At 70.1% G+C, this 23,353-nt stretch carries 20 protein-coding genes and 2 tRNA genes; 14 read left to right on the top strand and 8 right to left on the bottom strand.

The genetic code is table 11. From position 1 onward, the window contains the following. Nucleotides 1–6: 6 nt before the first annotated feature. The 3 genes from ACFWN7_RS01515 to pepN form a co-directional block, all read right to left on the bottom strand. Entirely contained in the window at nucleotides 7–858 is an 852-nt protein-coding gene (locus tag ACFWN7_RS01515; protein ID WP_376936897.1) for an ABC transporter permease, read from the bottom strand. Continuing rightward, a complete protein-coding gene (locus tag ACFWN7_RS01510; RefSeq protein WP_376936895.1) occupies nucleotides 855–1,766 on the bottom strand; it encodes an ATP-binding cassette domain-containing protein in 912 nt (303 codons plus the stop codon). The genes ACFWN7_RS01515 and ACFWN7_RS01510 overlap by 4 nt, the downstream gene beginning before the upstream one ends. A 114-nt stretch (nucleotides 1,767–1,880) precedes the next feature. Further along, a complete protein-coding gene (pepN, locus tag ACFWN7_RS01505; protein ID WP_376936894.1) occupies nucleotides 1,881–4,448 on the bottom strand; it encodes an aminopeptidase N in 2,568 nt (855 codons plus the stop codon). A 146-nt stretch (nucleotides 4,449–4,594) separates the two neighbouring features. Between pepN and ACFWN7_RS01500 the strand changes: the two genes are divergently transcribed. The 8 genes from ACFWN7_RS01500 to ACFWN7_RS01465 all read left to right on the top strand — a co-directional run bounded on the left by ACFWN7_RS01500 (nucleotide 4,595) and on the right by ACFWN7_RS01465 (nucleotide 13,023). Then, nucleotides 4,595–5,581, top strand: coding sequence for a DUF2332 domain-containing protein (locus ACFWN7_RS01500; RefSeq protein WP_376936893.1), 987 nt, complete (start codon nucleotides 4,595–4,597; stop codon nucleotides 5,579–5,581). 10 nt (nucleotides 5,582–5,591) lie between these two features. After that, the gene (locus ACFWN7_RS01495; RefSeq protein ID WP_376936892.1) at nucleotides 5,592–6,104 is read left to right on the top strand and encodes a ribose-5-phosphate isomerase; all 513 of its coding nucleotides are present in this window, start codon (nucleotides 5,592–5,594) and stop codon (nucleotides 6,102–6,104) included. 8 nt (nucleotides 6,105–6,112) lie between these two features. Then, nucleotides 6,113–7,138, top strand: a complete 1,026-nt coding sequence (locus ACFWN7_RS01490) for an Fpg/Nei family DNA glycosylase (protein ID WP_376936891.1) — start codon at nucleotides 6,113–6,115, stop codon at nucleotides 7,136–7,138. 8 nt (nucleotides 7,139–7,146) lie between these two features. Next, a complete protein-coding gene (locus ACFWN7_RS01485; protein WP_376936889.1) occupies nucleotides 7,147–7,791 on the top strand; it encodes an FMN-binding negative transcriptional regulator in 645 nt (214 codons plus the stop codon). Beyond that, complete coding sequence (locus tag ACFWN7_RS01480; RefSeq protein WP_376936888.1) at nucleotides 7,788–9,314, top strand: amidohydrolase; 1,527 nt, start codon at nucleotides 7,788–7,790, stop codon at nucleotides 9,312–9,314. The genes ACFWN7_RS01485 and ACFWN7_RS01480 overlap by 4 nt, the downstream gene beginning before the upstream one ends. Nucleotides 9,315–9,392: 78 nt before the next feature. Beyond that, complete coding sequence (locus ACFWN7_RS01475) at nucleotides 9,393–10,937, top strand: multicopper oxidase family protein (RefSeq protein WP_376936887.1); 1,545 nt, start codon at nucleotides 9,393–9,395, stop codon at nucleotides 10,935–10,937. Next, a complete protein-coding gene (locus ACFWN7_RS01470) occupies nucleotides 10,927–12,339 on the top strand; it encodes a sensor histidine kinase (protein ID WP_376936886.1) in 1,413 nt (470 codons plus the stop codon). Before ACFWN7_RS01475 ends, ACFWN7_RS01470 begins: the two co-directional genes overlap by 11 nt. Nucleotides 12,340–12,360: 21 nt before the next feature. After that, the gene (locus tag ACFWN7_RS01465; protein ID WP_376936885.1) at nucleotides 12,361–13,023 is read left to right on the top strand and encodes a response regulator; all 663 of its coding nucleotides are present in this window, start codon (nucleotides 12,361–12,363) and stop codon (nucleotides 13,021–13,023) included. 7 nt (nucleotides 13,024–13,030) lie between these two features. On the opposite strand, the gene ACFWN7_RS01460 is transcribed toward ACFWN7_RS01465, so the two are convergent. From ACFWN7_RS01460 to ACFWN7_RS01445, 4 genes are all read right to left on the bottom strand, one after another. Beyond that, nucleotides 13,031–13,729: a hypothetical protein gene (locus tag ACFWN7_RS01460; protein WP_376936884.1), complete on the bottom strand. Its 699-nt coding sequence runs from the start codon at nucleotides 13,727–13,729 to the stop codon at nucleotides 13,031–13,033. Between the two features lie 55 nt (nucleotides 13,730–13,784). Next, nucleotides 13,785–14,312: a Dps family protein gene (locus tag ACFWN7_RS01455; protein WP_376936883.1), complete on the bottom strand. Its 528-nt coding sequence runs from the start codon at nucleotides 14,310–14,312 to the stop codon at nucleotides 13,785–13,787. Nucleotides 14,313–14,418: 106 nt separating this feature from the next. After that, a complete protein-coding gene (locus tag ACFWN7_RS01450; RefSeq protein WP_376936882.1) occupies nucleotides 14,419–15,021 on the bottom strand; it encodes an NADPH-dependent FMN reductase in 603 nt (200 codons plus the stop codon). A 168-nt stretch (nucleotides 15,022–15,189) separates the two neighbouring features. Continuing rightward, nucleotides 15,190–15,260 (bottom strand) — tRNA-Gly (locus ACFWN7_RS01445). A gap of 95 nt (nucleotides 15,261–15,355) precedes the next feature. Between ACFWN7_RS01445 and ACFWN7_RS01440 the strand changes: the two genes are divergently transcribed. Further along, nucleotides 15,356–15,727, top strand: coding sequence for a nuclear transport factor 2 family protein (locus ACFWN7_RS01440; RefSeq protein WP_376936881.1), 372 nt, complete (start codon nucleotides 15,356–15,358; stop codon nucleotides 15,725–15,727). Between the two features lie 24 nt (nucleotides 15,728–15,751). Here ACFWN7_RS01440 and ACFWN7_RS01435 read toward each other — a convergent pair whose 3' ends face one another. Continuing rightward, nucleotides 15,752–19,441, bottom strand: a complete 3,690-nt coding sequence (locus ACFWN7_RS01435) for an SCO7613 C-terminal domain-containing membrane protein (protein ID WP_376936880.1) — start codon at nucleotides 19,439–19,441, stop codon at nucleotides 15,752–15,754. Between the two features lie 187 nt (nucleotides 19,442–19,628). Between ACFWN7_RS01435 and ACFWN7_RS01430 the strand changes: the two genes are divergently transcribed. The 5 genes from ACFWN7_RS01430 to ACFWN7_RS01410 all read left to right on the top strand — a co-directional run bounded on the left by ACFWN7_RS01430 (nucleotide 19,629) and on the right by ACFWN7_RS01410 (nucleotide 23,179). Further along, a tRNA-Pro gene (locus tag ACFWN7_RS01430) sits at nucleotides 19,629–19,702 on the top strand. A 50-nt stretch (nucleotides 19,703–19,752) separates the two neighbouring features. Further along, the gene (tig, locus tag ACFWN7_RS01425; protein WP_376936879.1) at nucleotides 19,753–21,141 is read left to right on the top strand and encodes a trigger factor; all 1,389 of its coding nucleotides are present in this window, start codon (nucleotides 19,753–19,755) and stop codon (nucleotides 21,139–21,141) included. A 197-nt stretch (nucleotides 21,142–21,338) separates the two neighbouring features. Further along, nucleotides 21,339–21,824, top strand: a complete 486-nt coding sequence (locus tag ACFWN7_RS01420) for a tetratricopeptide repeat protein (protein ID WP_376936878.1) — start codon at nucleotides 21,339–21,341, stop codon at nucleotides 21,822–21,824. Nucleotides 21,825–21,897: 73 nt separating this feature from the next. Next, a complete protein-coding gene (locus ACFWN7_RS01415) occupies nucleotides 21,898–22,485 on the top strand; it encodes an ATP-dependent Clp protease proteolytic subunit (RefSeq protein ID WP_376936877.1) in 588 nt (195 codons plus the stop codon). A 25-nt stretch (nucleotides 22,486–22,510) separates the two neighbouring features. After that, nucleotides 22,511–23,179 (top strand): ATP-dependent Clp protease proteolytic subunit, encoded by a 669-nt coding sequence (locus ACFWN7_RS01410; RefSeq protein WP_376936876.1) that lies wholly within the window; start codon nucleotides 22,511–22,513, stop codon nucleotides 23,177–23,179. Nucleotides 23,180–23,353: the final 174 nt, after the last annotated feature.

Here is a 23,353-nt window from a genome sequence, read left to right as displayed (position 1 = left end):
AGGACTCTACGCGTCGCGCTTCACGAGCAGCGTGGCAGCACCGGCGACTGCGGCGGCGACCCAGCCGAGTACGACGAGCAGGTCCTGCCAGGCCGCGAGGGTCTCGGTGCCGGTGACCTCGGTCGGTGCGAACATGTTCGTGCCCGCCGTCGAGAGCAGGTACGGATGGATGTCCTGGGCCCAGTCCGCCGGGACCAACTGCAGCACGGTCGGCACGACCAGGATGAGCGCGAGCACGACGCCGATGCCGCCGGCGCTCGAGCGCACCATGGTGCCGACTCCGAGCGCGAAGACGCCAAGCAGCGCCAGGTACAGTGAGGCGCCGAGCAGCGGCATGAAGACGTCGGGGTCGGTGAGGCTCGCCGAGACGTCCTGACCGGCGAACACCGCGGCCGAGACGACGTAGGCGCCGATGCCGGCCACGAGGCTGACCACATAGGTCACGACGAACAGCACGGCGGCCTTCGCCGCGAGCGCCGGGAGGCGCGTCGGCACCGCCGTGAACGTCGAGCGCGCCATGCCGGTGCTGTACTCGCCGGTGATGACGAGCACGCCCAGCACGGCGACGACGAGCTGCGCGAGGAACACGCCGAACGTCGAGGACTGCACGAACAGGCCGACCTGATCGGCGGCCGAGGCGCCGGGAGCGTCGGGTGCGCTGAAGCCGTCGTTCGCGATGGTGAACGACAGCATGAGCGAGAGACCGAGCATGATGACGACGACGGACAGGTACGACCAGACGGTCGAACGCAGGCTGCGCAGCTTGATCCACTCGGAGCGGAGGATGCCGCCGAAGCTCAGCGACATCGCGGGCGAGCGCAGGGCGGTTCGCGGTGCGGTGGGGGTGATCGTGGTCATCGGAGTGCCTCCGTGCGGTATTCGACGGCGTCGGCCGTGAGGGCCATGTAGGCCTCCTCGAGCGACGCGTTCTGGGGGGTGAGTTCATGGATGGCGAGCGAATGCTGCGCGGCGAGGTCGCCGATGCCGGATGCCTCGAGGCCGGTGACCTCGAGCACGCCCGCCTCAGCACGCATCACGGTGACGTCGGGCCCGGCGAGCAGGTCGGCGAGCTGCGTCGCGTGCGGCGATCGCACGTGCACGCGCGACCGGGTGCCACCGGCGATGACGTCGGAAACCGGGGCATCGGTGATGAGGCGTCCCTTCCCGAGCACGATGAGGTGGTCGGCGGTGAGGGCCATCTCGCTCATGAGGTGCGACGAGAGGAAGACGGTTCGACCTTCTGAGGCGAAGTGTCGGACGAACTGGCGCACCCACAGCACGCCCTCGGGGTCGAGGCCATTGACGGGTTCATCGAGGATGAGCGTGGCAGGATCGCCGAGCATCGCAGCCGCGATGCCGAGACGCTGGCCCATTCCGAGCGAGAACCCGCCCACGCGCTTGCGCGCGACGGATTCGAGGCCCGTCAGCTCGATGACCTCGCGCACCCGCTGCCGGCCGATGCCGTGCGTGGCGGCCATGGCCAGGAGGTGGTTCTCGGCGGTGCGACCGGTGTGCACGGCCTTCGCGTCGAGGAGCGCACCGACCTCGTGGAGCGGAGCGCGGTGGTGTGCGTACGGCTTGCCGTTGACCGTCACGCTGCCGCCGGTCGGGCCGTCGAGGCCGACGATCATGCGCATTGTGGTCGACTTGCCGGCACCGTTCGGGCCGAGGAAGCCGGTTACCTGCCCGGGGCGCACGGTGAACGAGATGTCGCCGACGGCGGTCTTCTCGCCGAAGCGCTTGGTGAGTCCTTCTGCAGTGATCATGTCGTCGACGCTACGGACGCTCCGAACACTGCACATCGGCCCCCGGAACGGTTTCGGGGCGGCCGGCGATGGTACCGAGGTACCATGCTCACCGCCCCGAAGGACGATCTGCGGCTACACGTCCTGCCCATCGCGCGCCTGCGCGGCGAGGGCGCGGTCGATCCCGGCGAGCCGCTCGACGACGAGGCGACGGAGCGCCGGCACGTCGGGGTGCGTGTCGAGCCATTCGCGGCTCGCGTCGGCGAGGGCGCGGTTCGCGAGCGGCGACGGGTACAAGCCGTCGACGAGCTTCTCGGCGATCGCGTAGCTGCGCTCATGCCACACGCGCTCGAGCATGTCGAAGTACCGCTCGACGAACGGCTCGAGCAGTGCCGTGTCGTCCGCGCGGAGGAAGCCCTCAGCGGTCTCGCGCACGACGGTGTTCGTCGCCGTGTCGACGTCGACGAGGGACGCCCAGGCGCGCTGCTTGCCCTCGGGGGTCTGGATCGCGGCGCGCGCGTGGGCGGCCGACTGCTGGCCGGTCGCGGTGTTGTCGCTCGCGAGCCGCTCATCGATCTGGGCGTCGCCGGCGCGGCCCGAAGCGACGAGCGCGATGAGCAGCTCCCAGCCGAGGTCGGTGTCGATCTCGAGGCCGTCGAGCTCGAGGGATCCGTCGTACAACGCCCCGAGTTCGTCGACATGCGAGCCCGCCTCGGCGAGGGTCGCGAAGTTCGTGACGAATTGGAACTGCGCGTCGCTGCCGGGCGCGGCCTGCTGCGCGAGCCTCCAGAACCCGTCGGCGAGCGTGCGGCGCGCCTCGGCGCGTCGTTCGGGTGCCGTGTAGGCGCTCGCCGCGAGCACTGCGTTCGCGAGCACGATGCGCAGCGTCGTCGACTCGGTCTCGCTCGCGATGTTGCCGAGCACGAGCGCGAGGAAGTCGCTCGCCCGGGTCTCGGCATCGCGCGTGGCATCCCACACCGATCCCCATACGAGCGCGCGGGCCAGGGGGTCCTCGATCTCGGAGAGGTTCGCGAGGGCGACGCCGTGCGACGCCTCGTCGAGCCGGATCTTCGCGTATGCGAGGTCGTCGTCGTTGATCAGCACCAGGTCGGGCCGTGCGGACCCGGCGAGCTCGGCGACCTCTGTGCGCTCGCCGTCGACGTCGAGCTCCACGCGGTGGTCGCGCACGAGCCTGCCGCCCGTGAGGTTGTAGAACCCGATCGCGAGGCGATGCGGGCGGATCGTCGGGTGCTCGGCCGTGGCCGACTGCAGCACCGCGAAGGAGGTGATGGTGCCGGCGTCGTCGGTCTCGATCTCGGGACGCAGCGTGTTCACGCCGGCGGTCTCGAGCCAGAGGCCCGACCAGCCGGAGAGGTCGCGTCCGCTCGCGGTCTCGAGCTCGGCGAGCAGGTCGGCGAGGGTCGTGTTTCCCCACTGGTGCTTCGTGAAGTACGCCGACACCCCGGCGAAGAAGGCGTCGACGCCCACCCAGGCGACGAGCTGCTTCAGCACCGACCCGCCCTTGGCGTAGGTGATGCCGTCGAAGTTCACCTGCACGTCTTCGAGGTCGTTGATGGTCGCGACGACCGGATGCGTCGACGGGAGCTGGTCCTGGCGGTATGCCCAGCTCTTCTCCATCGCGTTGAAGGTGGTCCATGCGCCTGCCCACTCGGTGGCCTCGGCAGTGGCGATCGTCGACGCCCACTCGGCGAACGACTCGTTCAGCCACAGGTCGTTCCACCACTTCATGGTGACGAGGTCGCCGAACCACATGTGCGCGAGCTCGTGCAGGATCGTGACGACTCGGCGCTCGCGCACGGCATCCGTCACCTTCGAACGGAACACGTACGACTCGGTGAAGGTCACCGCGCCCGCGTTCTCCATGGCGCCGGCGTTGTACTCGGGCACGAAGAGCTGGTCGTACTTTTCGAACGGGTACGGCACGCCGAACTTCGCCTCGAAGTACTCGAAACCCTGCTTCGTCTTCTCGAAGATGTAATCGGCGTCGAGGTACTGCGAGAGGCTCATGCGGCTGAACACGCCGAGCGGAATGGTGCGTCCGTCGGCGCTCGTGAGCTCATCGCGCACGACGGCGTACGGGCCGGCGATCAGCGCGGTGATGTAGCTGGAGATGCGCGGCGTGGGCTCGAACGTCCACGTCGCGCGGTCGATGCCGTCAGAGCCGGTCCCTGAGCTTGTCGAAGGGGGCGTGGGGGAGTTCGACACGACCTCCCAGTGCGCCGGCGCGGTCACGGTGAAGCGGAACGCCGCCTTCAGGTCGGGCTGCTCGAACACCGCGAACATGCGGCGCGAGTCGGGAACCTCGAACTGGGTGTAGAGGTACGCCTCGCCGTCGACGGGGTCGACGAAGCGGTGCAGGCCCTCGCCGGTGTTCATGTAGTTGCCGTCGGCCACGACGACGAGTTCGTTCGAGGCGGCGAGGTCGGGCAGCTGGATGCGCACGCCGTCGCTCACTTCGGCGGGGTCGAGCTCGACGCCGTTGAGCGTGACCGAGTGCACGGCGGCGGTGATGGCGTCGATGAACGTCGAGCCACCCGGCGCGGTTGCCGCGAACCGCACCGTCGTGGTGGTCTTGAACACCTCGGGTCCGGTGGTGACGTCGAGCACGACATCGTAGTCGTGCACCGTCACGAGCGCCGCGCGCTCCTCGGCTTCTGATCGGGTGAGGTTCTCTCCGGGCACGCGCGCTCCTTCGCATATCGACGCGGCTCGTGGCCGCGGGCAACGTGACCCAGCCTAGACCCGGCCGCAGCGAGCAGCAGCCTTGCCGGATCGCGTGAGGACGAGGTACCGCATGCCGACCCTCCGAACTCGGGTAGCGTGACCGCATGCGCGCCAGTGTCGATCCCAACGCACCGACCTCCGAGCGATACCGGGTGTTCGCCGAGGTGGAGGCACGGGGGATGTCGGCCACGTACGAGGCGTGGGCGCTCGGTCTGGCGGATGACCCGGGCACGATCGCCCTCGTCGACGAACTGCCGTCGGCGAAGCGGCAGCCGAACCTCGTGTTCTCGGCCGCCCGCTTCCATGGGGCGCCGCTCGGTCCGTACGCACTGTTCCGCGACTGGCTCCGCGCGCACTGGATCGAGGTGCGGGCGACTGCGCTCACCCATGCCACGCAGACGAACGAGGCGGCCCGGTGCGCATTGCACGTGCCCGCGCTCGCCGGGATACCGGGGCCGCTCGCGCTGCTCGAGGTCGGGACATCCGCAGGTCTGTGTCTGTATCCCGACCGATACAGCTACCGCTACTCGGGTCATCCGCAACTCGACCCCGCCGACGGCCCGAGCGAGGTCGTGCTCGACTGCGCCGTCAATGGGCCGGTGCCCGTGCCCGATCGCCTGCCTGAGATCGTCTGGCGCGGCGGCATCGATCTCAACCCGCTCGACGTGACCTGCCCGGATGACCTCGCCTGGCTCGACGCGCTCATCTGGCCCGAGCACGACGACCGGCGCACCCGATTGCAGGCTGCAGCACGCATCGCCGCGACCGACCCGCCCCGCGTCGTCGCGGGCGATCTCAACGAGCGCCTCGCCGCGCTCGCCGCCGCGGCGCCCGCCGACGCGACCCTCGTCGTCTTCCACACGGTGGTGCTGATGTACCTCGACCCCGCCGGCCGCGAGCGCTTCGCCGAGACGGTCCGCGCGCTGCCGGGCCACTGGCTCTCGGTGGAGCCGCGCACGGTGCTCCCGAGCATCTCCCTGCGTGACGACGTGGCCAACGACAGCAGTGACCTCGTGCTCGCCGTCGACGGCGTGCATCGCGCGTGGGCGCATCCCCACGGGCGAGCGCTGCGGTGGGTGCCGAATCCCTAGACTTGGGCCCATGCGCATCCATATCGCGACCGACCATGCCGGCCTCGAATTCAGCCGCACGCTCGTCGACCACCTGACCAACGGGGGTCACGAGGTCGTCGACCACGGCCCGACCGAGTACGACGCCCGCGACGATTATCCGGCCTTCTGCATCAACGCGGCCCTCGCGGTGGCTCGTGACCAGGCCGACGGCATCCGCACGCTCGGCGTGGTGTTCGGCGGCTCGGGCAACGGCGAGCAGATCGCCGCGAACAAGGTGCGCGGCATCCGTGCGGCCCTCGTGTGGAGCATGGACACCGCCATCCTCGCCCGGGAGCACAACGACGCGAACGTCATCTCCATCGGCGCCCGCCAGCACACCGTCGAAGAGGCGATCCGCTACATCGACGCGTTCATCGCCGAACCGTTCTCGGGCGACGAACGGCACGTGCGGCGCATCGCGCAGCTGGCCGAGTACGAGACCACCGGTGACATCGCCGGCAAGGGCGTCGACGCAGCGGTGGATTCGGCCGGCGAAGCGTAGGAGACCGCATGCCCGAGGGACATTCCGTCCACCGCATCACCCGCCAGTTCGAGCGCAACTTCGTCGGCCGTCTCGTACGTGCGTCGAGCCCGCAGGGCCGGTTCGCCGAGGGCGCGGCCGACCTCGACGGGCGACGGATGACGGATGCCCGCGCGGTGGGCAAGCAGATGTTCCTCGGATTCGAGGGCGACCGCTGGCTGCGTGTGCACCTCGGCATGTACGGCGCGTGGGACTTCGCGGGCGACATCCTCATGGACGCGACGATCGCGTCGGCGAACGGGCGCATGGGGCAGACGAACCAGCGCGGCACATTCCTCGAGGGTCCGAACCCCGATGCCGTCGTCTTCGACACGGCGGGCGAGAACTCGATCACCTCGATCGGTGCGCCCAGGCGCACGCGCCTGCGCATGTCGGAGTCGGAGACCCTTCGACAGGCTCAGGGACCGACGGGCAACGAGCTCGAGACGTTCCCGCCCGATCCCGTCGGCCAGGTGCGCGTGCGCCTGCTCACCGAGACCGTGAGCGCCGACCTGCGCGGCCCCACCGCGTGCGAGGTGCTCGACCCGGCACAGGTCGAGGCCGTCGTGGCGAGGCTCGGGCCCGACCCGCTCATCGACGAGGGGAAGGCCGCCGAAGACCGGTTCGCGGCATCCGTCACCAGGAAGTCGACGCCGATCGCGCTGCTGCTCATGGACCAGAACGTCGTCGCGGGCATCGGCAACGTGTACCGCGCCGAACTCCTGTTCCGCGCCCGCCAGAACCCGCACACGCCGGGCCGCGACGTGCCCGAGGAGCACGTGCGGCACCTGTGGCACGATTGGTCGAGGCTGCTGCGCATCGGCGTGGAGACCGGCCAGATGATGACGATGGACGACCTCGATCCCGAGGCGTACCGTGCGGCCATGGCGAACCGCGCCGACCGGCACTGGGTGTACAAGCGCGAGGGCCTGCCCTGCCGGGTGTGCGGCACGAACATCGTGCTCGAGGAGCTGGGCGCGCGCAAGCTCTACTGGTGCCCCTACTGCCAGGCCTGAGGAGACAGATGCGACAGAACCCCAGTTTCACTCTCGCGAGCGAGGAGGGCGTGAAGCGCCTCATCCGCGAGCATCCGTGGATGACGATCGTGAGCATGACGGATGCCGCGGGCCTCGTGGCGTCCCACTACCCGGTGCTCCTCGACGAGACCGCTGACGGCATCGTGCTGCTCACGCACGTGGGGCGCCCCGACGAGGTCGTGCACGAACTCGCTCGTCACGAGGTCATGGTGATCGCGCAGGGTCCGCACGGCTACATCTCACCGGGGTGGTACGACGCGAATCCGGCCGTGCCCACCTGGAACTTCGTGACCGCGCACCTGTACGGCACCCCCGGGCTGCTCGAGCACGACGAGAACCTGCGGGTGCTCGAGGCGCTCGTCGACCACTTCGAAGGCCCGATGCCCGAACCGCGACGCATGCGCGGCACCGCCGAGGACTCGGCCTACGCCGACCGGATCGCGACCGGCACGGTCGGCCTCCGGATTCCGATCACCCGGTTCGTCGCGAAGAACAAGATGAGCCAGAACAAGCCGGCCGAGACGGTGAACCGCATCATCGGCGAGCTCGAGGGCGACGGTCCGTACGCGAGTGCCGCGCTCGCCGCCGAGATGCGCCGCACGCACGAGGCGTTGCGGGCGGCCCGAGCATGACGGCGACGCCGAATCGGCCGGTGGCGGATGCCGCGCCGCCCCTGCTGCTCGCGAACGCGCGGATCCCGGCGCGCGACGGCCGAGTCGACGTACACGTCGACGGCGGCGTGATCGCCTCGATCTCGCCCGCCGGTGCCGCCGGTACCGTCGACCGGCCAGCCGCGGCGCGACGCCTCGACCTCGACGGCCGCTGGGTCATTCCGGGTCTGCACGACCGGCACGTGCACTTCTCGCAGTGGGCGATGGTGTCGCGCCGGCTCGACCTTGCCGGGGTGGACTCGGCGGCCGCGGCTGCTGCACTCGTCGCGGCATCCGTCGATGCCGGCGAGCGCGAGGTCATGGGCTTCGGCTACCGCGACGGACTCTGGGCGGATGCCCCGAGCCGGGCGATCCTCGACGAGGTCTCGGGCGACACTCCGGTCGTGCTCGTCTCCGCCGACCTGCACTCGTGCTGGCTGAACTCGGCGGCGGCTCGCCGGTACGACGTCGGGGAGGTCGCGGGGGAGAGCGGCGTGCTCCGCGAGGGTGACTGCTTCCGGCTCGTGAGGCGACTCGACGACGTCGCCGACGACGTGCTCGACGGCTGGGTCGCCGACGCTGCAGCGAACGCGGCAGCGCGCGGCGTCGTCGGCATCACCGACTACGAGATGCGCTGGAACCGCGACGACTGGGCCCGCCGCGTGGGCGGCGGCATCCGCTCGCTGCGCGTTTGCTTCGGCGTCTACACGCAGCACCTGGAGCGGGCGATCGCCGAGGGGCTGCGCACGGGCGACGAGGTGCCCGCGACGGGCGGACTGGTGACGGTCGGCGGTTACAAGGTCATCACCGACGGCTCCCTGAACACGCGCACGGCGTGGTGTTTCGACCGATACCCCGGGCTCGGCGACGGCGACCACCCGTACGGGCTCGCCACCGTGCCCCACGACGAGCTCGTGCCGCTGATGCGGCGAGCGGATGCCGCGGGCCTCATTCCGGCCGTGCACGCCATCGGCGACCGGGCGAACGCGGTCGTGCTCGACGCGTACGCTGCAGTCGGCTGCGCCGGCTCGATCGAGCACGCCCAGCTCCTCCGCCGCGAGGATGTCGCGCGCTTCGCCGCGCTCGGCATCGTCGCGAGCGTGCAGCCCGAACACGCCATGGACGACCGCGACGTGGCCGACCGGTACTGGGCCGGCCGCACCGATCGCGCGTTCATGCTCGCCGAGCTCGCCGCGGCCGGAGTCGAGCTCGCGCTCGGCTCCGACGCCCCAGTGGCGCCGCTCGATCCGTGGGTGGCGATCGCCGCGGCCGTCGGACGCACCCGCGACGGGCGCGAGCCGTGGCATCCCGAACAGGCGATCGAGGCCCGGGCGGCGCTCGCCGCATCGACGGGCGGCCAGGGCACCGAGGTCGCGGTCGGCGCCCCCGCCGACGTCGCAGTGGTCGAGTCCGATCCGCTCGCGGCATCCGTCGACGAACTCCGGCGGATGCCGGTCGCGATGACGCTCCTCGCCGGCCGCACCACTCACTCGGTGATCGAGTAGCGTCCGGGGGGAAACCCCCGCCCCGATCCGGCCGTTCCCCGGCTGGGGCGACGGGGTCTGCCTCGCGAGGCTGGAAGCATGTCAGCTTCACGCCCGCTCCCAGCCCGGATGCGCCGGCCCCGCGCCACCGCCGGCGCTCTCGCCGCCGTCGCCGCCGGAGTGATCGTGGCCGCGGCATTCGCCGGATGCGGACTCGTCGGACCGAGCCCCGTCTCCACCGTCGGCAAGGTCGACTTCGAGACGCCCCTTGCGATCCCGCCGCTCGCCGAGTCGACCGTCGACGCCGACGGCACCCGCGTCTTCATGCTCGACGCGCAAGCCGGCACCACCGAGTTCACGCCCGGCGTTCCGAGCGCCACGTGGGGGTTCAACGGCTCCTACCTCGGCCCCACCCTCGTGGCGACGCGCGGCGAACGCGTGCGCGTCGACGTCGCGAATTCGCTCGACGTGCCCACGACCGTGCACTGGCACGGCATGCACCTGCCCGCCGAGATGGATGGGGGCCCGCACCAGATGGTCGACCCGGATGCCACGTGGTCGCCCGAGTGGCGCATCGACCAGCCGGCGGCGACCCTCTGGTACCACCCGCACCCGCACGGCGAGACGGAGTCGCACGTGCAGCGCGGCCTCGCCGGGATGTTCCTGCTGAAGGACGACGCGGAGGCGGCGCTCCCGCTCCCGCGCGAGTACGGCGTCGACGACATCCCCGTCATCGTGCAGGACACGGGCTTCTCGGCCGAGGGCGTGCGGGAGGGTTCGCAGCGCGGGTTCGCGGGCGGTCTCGGCGACGAACTCCTCGTGAACGGCACCCGCGGCCCGTACCTCGAGGTCGGCGACGAGCTCGTGCGCCTGCGCCTGCTCAACGCATCGACCGCGCGCACCTACGCGTTCACGTGGAGCGACGGTCGCCCCGTGGAACTGATCGCCACCGACGGCGGGCTGCTCGAGGCATCCGTCGAGCTCGACCGCATCATACTCTCACCCGGTGAACGCGCCGAGGTGCTCGTACGGGTGACGCCGGGGGAGCGGCTCGTGCTGCGCTCGGAGATGACCGCCGACGCCGCGGGCATGATCGACTCGATCGCCGCGATGAACGGCGGCACCGACTCGTTCGACGTGCTCGAGATGCGCGCAGCCGACCGGCTCGACCCATCGCCGGCAGTTCCCGACCGACTCGCCGAGGTGCCGCCGGTGGAGGAGAGCCAGGTGGTCACGAGCCGCACGTTCCATCTCGACGGCTTCAACATCAACGGGCACCAGATGAAGATGGGCCGCATCGACGAGACCGTCACGGTCGACACCACCGAGCGCTGGACGGTCACGAACACGACGCAGATGCCGCACAGCTTCCACGTGCACGACGTGCAGTTCCGCATCGCGTCGATCGACGGCGCGCCGCCACCGCCCGAGCTCGCGGGGTGGAAGGACACGATCTTCGCCGCCCCCGAGACGGAGTTCGAGCTGATCCTGCGATTCGAGGACTATGCCGATCCCGACACTCCGTACATGTACCACTGCCACCTGCTGTGGCATGAGGACCAGGGCATGATGGGCCAGTTCGCCGTCGTCGAACCCGGCCAGTCTGCCACCATGACAGAAGGAAGCACCGACCATGAGCACTGAGAGCCTGACGACCGAGACCATGACCACCGAGACCACGACTGCCGGGCGAGCGGATGCCGCGCCGCGCCGCCGCGGCTACGGCGCCCTCTGGGCGAGCGTTCCCCGCGAGTTCGCGTTCCTCATCCTCACGATGCCCATCGCGATCATCGGCCTGAGCCTGATCTCGACCATCTTCTTCACCGGACTCGGACTCATCTTCCTCGTGTTCGGCATCTTCATCGTCGTGGCCGCGATGTTCATCGGGCGCGGATTCGGCATGCTCGAACTCGTGCGCCTGCGATGGGCGGGCCGACCCGCGGTCACCCCGCCGCGCTGGGACCACGCCGATCGCAACCAGGGCTTCTGGCGCACGATGTTCGCGCCGTTCATCGACGGGCACTACTGGCTGTACCTCCTGCACGGCCTGATCATCAACCCGATCATCAGCATCGTCACGTGGAGTCTCACAGTCGCGTGGACCGCCGTCGCACTCGGCGGCACGACCGGCTGGATCTGGCAGCGGTTCATCCCCGAGAACGAGCAGGACCTGTGGATCCACGACGTCGTGCTCGACTTCCTCTTCCCGGGCAACGTCTTCGACATCGACCCGGTCGTCGGCGAGCGCGTATTCGAGTTCATCGTCGGGGTGATCTTCCTCCTGACGCTGCCGTTCGTGTTCCGCGGCCTCACACTGCTGCACGACGTCATCGCGCGGGGTCTGCTCGGCGCATGGCGCTCCGAGGCCCTCGAGGTCGAGGTCGCCCAGCTGGCGGCCTCGCGCGGTGCCGCGGTGCAGGCGGAGGACGCCTCGCTCCGCCGGCTCGAGCGCGACATCCACGACGGCCCGCAGCAGCGTCTGGTGCGCCTGCAGATGGACCTCGCGACGATCGAACGCCGGCTCGAGCGCGATCCCGATTCCGCTCGGGAACTCCTCGGCGAAGCACGCGACCAGGCACGCGAGACCCTCGATGAGCTCCGGGCCCTCTCCCGCGGGTTCGCGCCGCCCATTCTGCAGGACCGCGGTCTCGCCGTGGCCCTCGAGTCGCTCGCGCTGCGGAGCCCCGTGCCCGTCACGGTCGAGATCGACCTGTCGGATGCCGCGCTCCCCGCGCCGATCGAACGCAACGCGTACTTCATCGCCGCCGAGCTCCTCACGAACGCCGCGAAGCACGCCGAGGCGAGCGCGATCCGCCTCCGCGTCGGCACGCGCGACGAGGGCGCGGCCGGATACTGGATCGACGTGTGGGTGACCGACAACGGCCGCGGCGGGGCGGCGCCCACGCCGGGGCATGGTCTCGCCGGCCTCGACGAGCGGGTGCGCGGTCTCCGCGGCATGCTCGTGATCGACAGCCCCGCGGGCGGGCCGACGTCGATCGGCGCGCACGTGCCGTTCGTGCCGCTCGCGGCATCCGACAGCGCATGACTCCTCGCTAGTGTTGGGGGCATGACGTATGCCGCCCGCAGCCCCTTGCGCATCGTGCTCGCCGAGGACTCGGTGCTGCTGCGCGAGGGGCTCGTGCGGCTGTTCGACGAGGCCGGCTTCGAGACCGTGGCCGCCTACGGCGACGCCGACTCGCTCCTTGCAGAGATCGACGAGACGAGGCCCGATCTCGCCGTCCTCGACGTGCGCATGCCGCCCACGTTCCGCGACGAGGGCGTGCGTGCGGCGATCGATCTGCGTCGGCGGATGCCCCGGCTCGGCGTGCTGCTGCTCAGCCAGTACGTCGAGGGCACGTACGCCCACGAACTGCTCTCGTCGGGCGAGGGCGGCATGGGCTACCTGCTGAAAGACCGGGTCGCCTCCCTCGACGAGCTGGAGGACGCGGTCGAGCGCGTGAGCCAGGGCGGCACGGTGCTCGATCCGCAAGTCGTGGCCGAACTCCTCTCGCGTCGCAGCGACCCGCTCGCGACGCTCACCCCGAGAGAGCGCCAGGTGATGGCGCTCATGGCGGAGGGGCGCACGAACGCCGGCATCGCCACGCAGCTCTACATCGGCGTGGGCGCAGTGGAGAAGAACGTGACCTCGATCTTCCAGAAGCTCGCTCTCGAGGACTCGGGCACCGATCACCGGCGCGTGCTCGCGGTGCTCACCTGGCTGCAGCGCTGACCTCTACTCAGGGTGCGGCGCGGCGCAACGGTACGTGAGTGCGCAGCACCTGCCGGTAGCTGCGGTAGCCCTTGAGCATCCACAGCACGAACTGCGCCGCGGCGATGAACGCGCCGACTGCGACAGACCACCCGATCGAGTCACTCGACGCGAAGACGAGCGCCCCCACGAAAAGCCCGACAAGGGCGGTGTTCACCACGAGCATCAGCATCATCGAGCTGGCGAACACCTGGGATCGGTCGCGCACGGCGAACGGATAGTAGGTCGCCACGGCACCCGAATCGTCGTCGGTCGTGCCCGTCATGAAATAGCGCCCGATGCCGGGGTCGAGATCGAGGTAGGCGCCGCGAAGGCGGTTCATCGCCAGGACGTAGACGAGGTCCTCGGTCGCTGTGTTGAAGACCCGGAGCTGCGTGATCACGCCGAGCAGCACGAGCAGGGCCAGCACACCGAGGGCGGCGACGCCGAACCATCCACGGAACCCGGTGGCGTTGCCGAGTACACCGAGGGTGATGAGCCCAGCCGACACGAGGGTGAGGAAGATCGCGATCCGCGTGAGCACCTCGCTCTGCGTCGTCGATCGTGAGGCGAGCAGGCTCCAGTGCTCGGTGGCGAGCATCTGCGCGCGCAACGACTTCTGCGCATCGGTGAGCCGTGCGACATCGTCGTCCGGGGACGACGCGGGCCCGGGAGCATCCGCCGTCATAGCGGCATTCTGCACCCGGGCCCGTTCAGCCCGCCATCGCGGGTCGGCTCGGCGGCTACTTCACGGCCACGTGCGAGAAGAGGAACCAGCGGTCTTTGTCGAGGCCGCGGCGAATCTCGATCGCGACGTCCTGGCTCGCGGGGTCGAGCTCCTCGAGTCCCTCGATCGCGTCGTTGACCTTCTCGGTCGCGAGGTCGATCTGCGCGACCACATCGGCGATCGCCTCGTCGTACGGCTGGAATCCGAGCTTCGGGTTCGCGGCGCCGCTCTTGTCTGCGACCGACTTCAAGCGGCCGTCGACCGGCAAGCCGAGCGCGACGACACGCTCCGCGGCCACATCGGCCCAACCCTGTGCGTGGGCGACGACCTCGTCGAGCAGCTCGTGTACCGCGATGAAGTTCACTCCGCGCACATGCCAGTGCGCCTGCTTGCCGTTGACGGCGAGGGCGACGAGCTCCTGCACCACCGGGGTCAGGTACTGGGCGACGCCCGCCGCGACATCCGCGCTGTTGCCCTTCGGGGCCTTGAGCGCCTTGCCGGCCTTCGAGCCCTTCGACTTCGGAGCGGCCTTGGTGTCTGTCATCGTGATCCACCTTCCTTGGAGCGTCGGTCGGGTTCAACGCTACGCCGACGGCCGGGCAATTCAAGGAAGGGAAGGCTCGGCTGGCCGGGGTTGACACGGGCGCCCGTCAATGCCGCGAGTCGGGATGCTCGTCGCCGATGTGCCCGGGTGCGTTGACGGAGAGGACGCGCTGCACGAACGCCTCGTACTCCGACATGTAGTGGCGCAGGAACTCGGCCGTGCTCTCGTTCCCGACCTCCCCGTCGTCGCCGAAGTCCTCAGAATTGAATGTGATGTAGGCCTCGGGCGCGTTCAACTGCGGGGCATCCAGGAAGCTCAGCACGCTGCGCATCGAGGACTGCATCACGGCGGTGCCGATGCCTCCCGGGGAGGCGCCGATGATGCCGGTGGGCTTCCGAGCGAACGAGTTCGTGCCCCACGGGCGCGAACCCCAGTCGATGGCGTTCTTCAGCGCGCCGGGGATCGACCGGTTGTATTCGGGGGAGACGAAGAGGATCCCGTCGGATGCATCGATGGCCTGCTTGAGTGCTCGCGCCGGAGCCGGGAAGTCCGCGTCGTAGTCCTGGCTGTACAGCGGCAGGTCGCGGATGGGGATCTCGGTGAACTCGAGCCCGTCAGGCGCGAGCTTGATGAGGGCCTTCGAGAGCACACGGTTGATCGAGGTGCTCGAGAGGCTCCCGACGAAGTAGCCGATCCTGTGCGTGGACATGGTGTGTCCCTTCCGGCCGATCCGGACGCGCGGGTTCGGCGTGTGGATCGCGCGAGTGGCAACGCATCGCGCTCCGGACTCGGACCCTCTCACAGTAGGCGCGTCGTGGCAGAGCTGCCAGGGCTTGGCCCGGGCGGATCGGCCCGACTTCAGCGACGACGTTCTCGGAGCGGATGACGGGAATCGAACCCGCGTAATCAGTTTGGAAGACTGAGGCTCTACCATTGAGCTACATCCGCGAGCGCCCGCGCGGCGGGCACTGGATCATCGTAGTACACGGCACGGGTCGGTCCTGCACGGTGCGCGCGCGGCATCCGTTCAAGGGAGCACGCGCATGGGTGGACGAGGGACGGTCGAGGCGCTGATCGCGACGCTGAACGCCGGAGACGTCGACGGCATGGATGCCGTCTTCCACGAGGATGCCGTCATGGAGTGGCCGCAGTCCGGTGAACGCATCGTCGGCGGCGACAACCGGCGCAGCGTGTACCGATCCTTCCCGCGACTTCCGAAGATCACGCCGAGGCGCCTGGTCGGGGAGGGCGATCTCTGGGTCGCCGAGGCCACCCTCGACTACGGCGACGGCGCGGTCTATCAGACGGTGTTCATCTTCGAGCTGCGCGATGGCAAGATCGCGAAGGAGACGGCGTACTGGAGTGAACCGTTCCCCGCACCGGAGTGGCGTGCGGAGTGGGCCGAGCGAATGTGACGGATGCCGCGGCAATCCGCTCGGCTATCGCAGCGTCGTGATCGAGCGGATGGTGCCGCGCGCAAGTCGCAGTTGCCGCTCGTACGTCGCCGCGAGCGCGATCAGGATCACGCCCGCGATGCCGAGCCACAGCCACCACCACACGGCTTCGTACAGCCAGGTGATCCACGGCCAGAGCTGTGCGATCGCGTGCACGAGCAGCACCGAGCCGCCGACGAGCAGCGGCGCCTGCAGCCGGCGCATCGTTCCGACGAGCACCGCGACCGCGGCGACGACGCCGAGGGCGACGATCCGCCACAGTTGCGGATCGGTGAAGTCGGCGAAGAGAGCCGGGATCATCAGCACCGCGAGGCCGGGCGCCAGCGCGGGCCAGCTGCCGAGGCCGGGGGAGCGCCGCATCCGGAACGCCCCGGCGCCGACGAGTGCGACGCCGACCGACGCCGTGACGATGTCGAACGGATCGACCTCGCCGGGCACCAGCACCACGATTCCCCCGAGCACCAGGACGCCGAGCGTGCTCCACGCGAAGATCGGCCCCGCGGCCGGTCGGACGGGCACGGCCGCGCCGGCGATGTGCGCGACCGCGAGCAGCGGGAACAGCACGGCTGCGCGCAGCACCGGCTGCTCGCCCGACACGACGGCGAGCAGCGTCGGAACCGAGGCGGTGACGACGGATGCCGCGAGCAGCGCCTCGCCGATCACGTCGGGCTTCGATCCGCCCCGCGCCCAGATCACCGCGATGGCGCCACCGGCCGCGAGCGCGATCACCGGCCAGAACTCGACCGGCACCTCGCTCGACTCGCCGAGCGCGACGGCGGCGCCGCGCACCAGAGCGGCGCCCGTGAGCGCCACCCAGCCGGTCGCGACGCCGAGGAGCCGGATCGGAACGCCTCTGGCGGCTTCGGGGAGGAATGCCGCTGCGACGGCGATCACGGTGCCGGATGCCACGAGCACGAGCGTGCGGAGCTCTGAGGCGCCGCTCGAACCGACGCTCGGCAGCACGGCGACGACCGCGGCCGTCGCGAACAGCGTGGTACGACCGCCGGCACGTGACAGGGCGGTGCTGCGGCGCCACGTGACGAGCGCGCCGGCCGCGGCGAGGGCTGCGGCGAGGGGCAGCGTGTAGGCCTCGACGTCGTCGACCCCGTCGCCCGAGAGCCACGACCATGCGGCGCCGACCAGGAAGATGGGACTCAGCCACGAGAGGTGCCGGATCGTGGCAGGACCGCCGATCGGGTCGCCGCCCTGCGACGCGACGAGGATCGGCACGGGGGCGAGGAGCAGCAGGAGGAGCCACTGCTGGTCGCCCGCGACGCTCCAACTCGCGAGTGCGATGAGGCCGGCGAGTCCGAGCGACGCGCACCACGCGATGCGGACGGCGCGCGAATCGCCAGGCACGAGGAGCGCCGCGAGCGCGGCCGCGAGCAGCACCGCGCCGGCCGCACCGAGGACCGCGGGAGGACCATCGGGGATTCCCGCCAGAACCCGGTCGAACGCGACGGCGAGGAGCATCGGGCCCGTTGCCGCGAGCAGCACCTTCACGAGCGTCGGGAGCGGCGCGCGAAGGGCGACGATGACGACGACCGCGGTGAGGGCGGCGGGCAGCCAATCCAGTGCCGCCTCGGCGTCGAACGCGGCCATGACGGCGGCGATCGTCGACGCGGCGAGCAGCGGCACGGCGAGGCCGATCCGGTCGGCGTCGGAGATGCCCCGCACGAACAGGACGACGGCGAGGAGGCCCGCCCCCACCGCGCCGAGCCACATCAACGGGGAGTCAAAGGGCGCGGCAAGGGGGGCTCCCGCGGCCTCGAGCCACAGCGGGATCGTGAACGCCGTGGCGATGGCGAGCAGCACGGCCACGACGAGATGCGCCGTGCCCACTCCGCGAGCGGCGGCCGCGGACCAGACCCGCCGCGCGCGCAGGCGGCCGGCGACGGCCATCGCGAGCACCCCGGCGATCGTCCAGGGCCACACGTCGACGTTCGAGTATCCCGTCCAGACGGCGAGTGCGGCGCCGGTCATCCCGAAGACCGCGAGAACCGGCAGAAGTGCCGGAACTCGCCTCGACACGCGGCTCGACGCGATGACGAGTGCGCCGGCACCGACGGCGACGAACATCGCCACCGGAACGGCGGCTCCCGGCGCGATCGCCCCGATGACGAGCGCTCCGCCGATGGCGGCGGCGATCGGTATCGCGGCGAAACGGCGCAGGGAGCCGAGGATCAGCAGCACGGCAGTTGCTTCCGCGGCGAAGGCGAACGGCACGAGCATCGTTCCGAGGTCGAGCTCGGCCGGAGCCCACAACACTCGCTCGTCGGCTGCGACCTGCCACGGAGGAGTGCTCGCGATCAGGCGAACGCCGATTGCCGCGGCCCCGACCACGAGTCCCGGAAGAGACGCGGCCGCCGTCACCGCGGCCGAAGCGATGAGTGCGGCGCGCGCTTCAGCGCCAGTACGGGCGGGCGGTCGGGAGAGTCCGGCGAGGACCGCCGAGACCGCCCCCGCCGAGGCGGGCGCGAGCCAGATCGCCGCGCCCGCATCGAGCTCAGCGCCGATCTCGACTGCGGGCGCAAGGGTTGCGGCGAGGCCGGCGCCGATCGCGGCCGCACGACCCCAACCCGGTGCCACCCCACCGCGTGCGATGCGCACCGCGACAACGAGCAGCAAGCACGCGGCGGCCACGGCGGCGAACGCCAAGGTCGCGCTCCACCGAACATCGGGCATCGCCCAGGATGCCGATGCGAGAGCCACCCCGCCGCCGGCGAATCCCGTCGACACGAGGATCGTGCGCTCCGGCGATCGGGGCGCCACGGCGACGGCCGCGGCGGCGAGCGTTGCGGCGACGAGGCCGCCGAACCAGAAACCCGTGGCGGTCTCGGGGTCGATCGCGTCGCCGAGCAGGAACGCTGCGATCGGCGTGAGTGCAGCGGCCGCGTACCCCGGCACACGGATGCCGCTCAGCGCCCGTGCTGCGGCAAGCAGGCCCGACATGACGGCGAACGCGATCCCGGTGTAGGCGGCCGTGTTCAGGGCGTCGGTGCCGAACAGTCCGTTCGCGCGCACGATCCACACGTCGAGCAGCAGCAGCACGACGGCGACGGATGCCACGCCCTCGGCCGTGCTCGGAAGGCGCCGTGCCCGCAGCATCCACGCGACCCCGAGCACCAGCACGCTCGCCGCGGCGATGATCACCGAGCGCGTTTCGAGGCTCGCGACGAGGTAGGCGACGAAGAGGAAGACGATCGCCGTGATCGAGATGAGCAGCACGCCGAGGGTGAGGAGGAGCACCTGCACCCCCGACCGGCGCGGACCACCGTCGTGGTCACGGGGCGCGGATGCCGCGGGGGTCGGCGGTTGCGGGCGCGTCGCCGCCGCGGCATCCGGAACCGATGGCCTCGACGCTGCCGTCGAAGCGACCGTCATTGCCGGCTCGCGCGCCGGAACGCCTGACGGCGACGACTCCTGCGCCGCCTGCGCCTCGCGCATCCGGGTGATGACCTGCTGGCGTCGTCCCTCCTCCTCGAACACCCGGGTCGAGACGGCGAGCAGCTCGACCGCCGCGGGAACGCCCAATTCGAGTCCGCACTCGATGCAGCGCGAGGAGTACAGGCGACTGAAGCAGGCGGGGCAGAGCGTCGTGTCGACGAGTTGTGCCGGATCGGCGGGCCAACGGCGGAGGTCCCGCGCTTCCAGGCGGGTGAGGCGGTCGGTCATGGGCACACTCTGCCACGCGCCGAGAGCGTGTCGTGTCGGATCATCCACAGCACCGCTCGGGACGCGATCGCCACGACGCGCGTCGGGCGACCGCTCCACGGGTGCAGTAGACTTTCGTGGGTCCATCCGTGCTTCGGCGTGCTCCGGCGTGCCGCACAGATGTATCGGACGAGTTGAGTCAGCGACTCGGGGCGTAGCTCAGCTTGGTAGAGCGCCCGCTTTGGGAGCGGGAGGTCGCAGGTTCGAATCCTGTCGCCCCGACGAGTCGACCAGACTCGACACGAACTTCCACACAACAGGAGATCTTCCACATGCCGACCACTTCGGTTGAGAAGCTGAGCCCGACGCGCGCCAAGCTCACCATCTCGGTGACGCCCGAGGAGCTGAAGCCCAGCATCGCCCACGCCTACGAGCACATCGCCGAGCAGATCAACGTGCCCGGGTTCCGCAAGGGCAAGGTTCCGCCGCCCATCATCGACCAGCGGGTCGGCAAGGCCGCCGTACTCGAGCACGCGGTGAACGAGGGCCTCGACGGCTTCTACCGCGCCGCGGTCACCGAGCACGAGCTCCGCCCGCTCGGCCGCCCCGAGGCCGACATCGTCGAGTGGCCCGACGAGAAGGACTTCTCCGGCGACCTGCTCCTCGCGATCGAGGTCGACGTGCGCCCCGAGGTCGAGCTGCCCGAGTATGCGGGCCTCGAGCTCACGGTCGACTCGGTCGAGGTCGGCGACGACGAGGTCGACGCCGAGCTCGAGCGCCTCCGCAGCCGCTTCGGCACCCTCATCACAGTCGACCGCCCCGCGTCGAACGGCGACTTCGTGACCCTCGACCTCGTCGCAGTGATCGACGGCACCGAGGTCGACACGGCGAGCGGCATCTCCTACGAGCTCGGCTCGGGCGAGTTGCTCGAGGGCATCGACGAGGCTCTCGACTCGCTCACCGCCGGCGAGACGACCACGTTCGCCTCGAAGCTCCTCGGCGGCGACCACGAGGGCGAGACCGCCGAGATCACGGTCACGGTCTCCGCCGTCAAGGAGCGCGAGCTCCCCGAGGCCGACGACGACTTCGCGCAGATCGCGAGCGAGTTCGACACGCTCGACGAGCTCACCGCGAGCCTCAAGGAGCAGGTCGGCCGCAACAAGTCGTTCGGGCAGGGCTCCCAGGCCCGCGACCTCCTCGTCGACAAGCTCATCGAACTCGTCGACGTGCCCGTCGCCGACAGCGTCATCGACGACGAGGTGCACCGTCACCTCGAGTCCGAGGGCCGTCTCGAGGACGAAGAGCACCGCGCCGAGGTCACCGAGTCGAGCACGAAGGCGTTCAAGACGCAGATCATCCTCGACAAGATCGCCGAAGCAGAGGGCGTGCAGGTCAGCCAGGAGGAGCTCACCCAGTACCTCGTGCAGGGTGCCGCACAGTACGGCATGGACCCCAACGAGTTCGTGCAGGTCCTCAGCCAGAACAGCCAGATCCCCGCCATGGTCGGCGAGGTCGCGCGCAACAAGGCGCTCGCGATCGCTCTCGGCAAGACGAAGGTCACGGATGCCGCGGGCAACGCCGTCGACCTCTCCGAGTTCACGGCCGTGGCCGGCGACGACGAGTCCGAGGCCGATGCTGCCGATGCGCCTGCGGCCGACGAGGCGCCGGCCGAGGAGAAGAAGCCGGCCCGCAAGCGTGCCGAGAAGGCCGACGCCGAGTAGAGCCTGTTCGCCAAGGACATGGAAGGGCCGGGCGAATCGCCCGGCCCTTTCCCGTGTCCCGCCCGTCCGCGTCCGGGCGGCTGCGCGCTCGACCTCTCCACGACCGTTTGCCGGCCGACGACCGAAGCGGTCCGTACTCCACCCCGCAAGAGGTCGTGGGCGGCGAGGTAGCGTCGTGGGAACAGTAGGGAGCAGCGATGACGAGTGACTGGCAGGCACGGGTCGACGCCGTCTGGGCGGCATCCGGCGAGCTGGGCGACGACGAAGTCGTTCGCCGGATCGATGCGCTCGCGGCTGAGCGGCCGTCGGATGACCCGCTCGCCCTCTTCGAGCGTGCGGGTGCGCGCGACTCGGCCGGACTCGAGGCGGAGGCCGAGGGGCTCTACCGGGAGGCGCTCGCGCGCGGCCTCGGCGGCTCCGAACGAGTGCAGGCGCACATCCAGCTGGCCTCGACAATGCGCAACCTCGGTCGATCGCTCGAAGCGGTCGAGCTCCTCGACGTGATCGAGCCCGACTCGGGCGACCTTCGCGATGCGGTCGTCGCATTCCGCGCGCTCGCACTCGTCGACGCGGGTGAGGCTCGCCGTGCGGCATCCGAGGCCCTCGCAGCGCTCGCCCCCCACCTGCCTCGCTACCGCGTTTCGCTCGCGGCATACGCCGCCGACCTCGTCGCATCCGCCTAGGGCGAACAGCCCGGTTCGCGTGTGTTGCACCGGATAGATTCGAGTGAACGCGACAACCGAAACGGAGCGACACATGGCCGAACCGACACCGCAGCCCGGTGTTTTCGATCGACTGCTGAAGGACCGCATCATCTGGCTGGGTTCCGAGGTTCGTGACGAGAACGCCAATGAGATCGCCGCGAAGCTGCTGCTCCTCGCCGCCGAAGACCCGAAGAAGGACATCTACCTCTACGTCAACTCGCCCGGTGGTTCGATCACCGCGGGCATGGCGATCTACGACACCATGCAGTTCGTGCCGAACGACATCGTCACGGTCGGCATCGGCATGGCCGCTTCGATGGGGCAGTTGCTCCTCACCGCCGGAACCAAGGGCAAGCGCTACATCACCCCGAACGCGCGCGTGCTGCTGCACCAGCCGCACGGCGGCTTCGGCGGCACGGCGAGCGACATCCAGACGCAGGCGCAGCTCATCCTCGACATGAAGAAGCGGCTCGCCGAGATCACCGCGGCGCAGACCGGCAAGTCCGTCGAGCAGATCAACTCCGACGGCGACCGCGACCGCTGGTTCAATGCGCAGGAAGCCCTCGAGTACGGGTTCGTCGACCACATCCGCGAATCGGCCCTCGACGTGTCCGGCGGCGGCGGCACCGATCAGGCGTAGCAGCGAGAGAAGAGAGAACGAGCGAATGAACATCCCTGCTTTCGGCGGCACCGCCTTCAACGGCCTCCAGGCCCCGGGCTCACGTTACATCCTGCCCAGCTTCGAGGAGCGAACGGCCTACGGCTACAAGCGGCAAGACCCCTACGCCAAGCTCTTCGAGGACCGCATCATCTTCCTCGGCGTGCAGGTCGACGACGCGTCGGCCGACGACATCATGGCGCAGCTCCTCGTGCTCGAGTCGATGGACCCCGACCGCGACATCATCCTCTACATCAACTCGCCCGGCGGCTCGTTCACCGCCATGACCGCCATCTACGACACGATGCAGTACATCCGCCCTGAGATCCAGACGGTCGTGCTCGGCCAGGCGGCCTCGGCGGCTGCAGTGATCTCCGCGGCCGGCACCCCGGGCAAGCGCCTCGCGCTGCCGAACGCGCGCGTGCTCATCCACCAGCCGGCGATGGGCGAGGCCGGTCACGGGCAGGCCTCCGACATCGAGATCCAGGCGGCCGAGATCATGCGCATGCGGTCCTGGCTCGAGGAGACCCTGTCGCGCCACTCCAACCGCACTCAGGAGCAGGTGAACGCCGACATCGACCGCGACAAGATCCTGTCCGCCGAGGAGGCCCTCGACTACGGCCTCATCGACCAGGTGCTGTCGTCGCGCAAAACCCTGCCGGCGCTCACGCGGTAGTCGTTTCCGGGCCAGCGCGGCGGGTGCCCCGACGAGTGTCGGTGACATCCGCCGCGTTCTGTTCTCTCGGGATGCCGCAGGGCGGACATTCCGGCTCGTTCGTGCCGCGGCATCCGCTCGCCGACGGGCGGTTCGCGGACCGCGAACTCCCGCGAACTGCCAATCCGGGCGCGC

The sequence above is a fragment of the Agromyces sp. NPDC058484 genome (assembly GCF_042720415.1).
Taxonomy (GTDB): Bacteria; Actinomycetota; Actinomycetes; order Actinomycetales; family Microbacteriaceae; genus Agromyces.
This window is presented reverse-complemented; position numbering and strand designations above follow the sequence as displayed.

Bases quoted from the DNA above. Each gene is read 5' to 3' on its own strand.
- ACFWN7_RS01515 (WP_376936897.1), bottom strand. From the start codon at position 858: ATGACCACGATCACCCCCACCGCACCGCGAACCGCCCTGCGCTCGCCC.
- ACFWN7_RS01510 (WP_376936895.1), bottom strand. From the start codon at position 1,766: ATGATCACTGCAGAAGGACTCACCAAGCGCTTCGGCGAGAAGACCGCC.
- ACFWN7_RS01500 (WP_376936893.1), top strand. From the start codon at position 4,595: ATGCGCGCCAGTGTCGATCCCAACGCACCGACCTCCGAGCGATACCGG.
- ACFWN7_RS01495 (WP_376936892.1), top strand. From the start codon at position 5,592: ATGCGCATCCATATCGCGACCGACCATGCCGGCCTCGAATTCAGCCGC.
- ACFWN7_RS01490 (WP_376936891.1), top strand. From the start codon at position 6,113: ATGCCCGAGGGACATTCCGTCCACCGCATCACCCGCCAGTTCGAGCGC.
- ACFWN7_RS01485 (WP_376936889.1), top strand. From the start codon at position 7,147: ATGCGACAGAACCCCAGTTTCACTCTCGCGAGCGAGGAGGGCGTGAAG.
- ACFWN7_RS01480 (WP_376936888.1), top strand. From the start codon at position 7,788: ATGACGGCGACGCCGAATCGGCCGGTGGCGGATGCCGCGCCGCCCCTG.
- ACFWN7_RS01475 (WP_376936887.1), top strand. From the start codon at position 9,393: ATGTCAGCTTCACGCCCGCTCCCAGCCCGGATGCGCCGGCCCCGCGCC.
- ACFWN7_RS01470 (WP_376936886.1), top strand. From the start codon at position 10,927: ATGAGCACTGAGAGCCTGACGACCGAGACCATGACCACCGAGACCACG.
- ACFWN7_RS01465 (WP_376936885.1), top strand. From the start codon at position 12,361: ATGACGTATGCCGCCCGCAGCCCCTTGCGCATCGTGCTCGCCGAGGAC.
- ACFWN7_RS01460 (WP_376936884.1), bottom strand. From the start codon at position 13,729: ATGACGGCGGATGCTCCCGGGCCCGCGTCGTCCCCGGACGACGATGTC.
- ACFWN7_RS01455 (WP_376936883.1), bottom strand. From the start codon at position 14,312: ATGACAGACACCAAGGCCGCTCCGAAGTCGAAGGGCTCGAAGGCCGGC.
- ACFWN7_RS01450 (WP_376936882.1), bottom strand. From the start codon at position 15,021: ATGTCCACGCACAGGATCGGCTACTTCGTCGGGAGCCTCTCGAGCACC.
- ACFWN7_RS01440 (WP_376936881.1), top strand. From the start codon at position 15,356: ATGGGTGGACGAGGGACGGTCGAGGCGCTGATCGCGACGCTGAACGCC.
- ACFWN7_RS01435 (WP_376936880.1), bottom strand. From the start codon at position 19,441: ATGACCGACCGCCTCACCCGCCTGGAAGCGCGGGACCTCCGCCGTTGG.
- tig (WP_376936879.1), top strand. From the start codon at position 19,753: ATGCCGACCACTTCGGTTGAGAAGCTGAGCCCGACGCGCGCCAAGCTC.
- ACFWN7_RS01420 (WP_376936878.1), top strand. From the start codon at position 21,339: ATGACGAGTGACTGGCAGGCACGGGTCGACGCCGTCTGGGCGGCATCC.
- ACFWN7_RS01415 (WP_376936877.1), top strand. From the start codon at position 21,898: ATGGCCGAACCGACACCGCAGCCCGGTGTTTTCGATCGACTGCTGAAG.
- ACFWN7_RS01410 (WP_376936876.1), top strand. From the start codon at position 22,511: ATGAACATCCCTGCTTTCGGCGGCACCGCCTTCAACGGCCTCCAGGCC.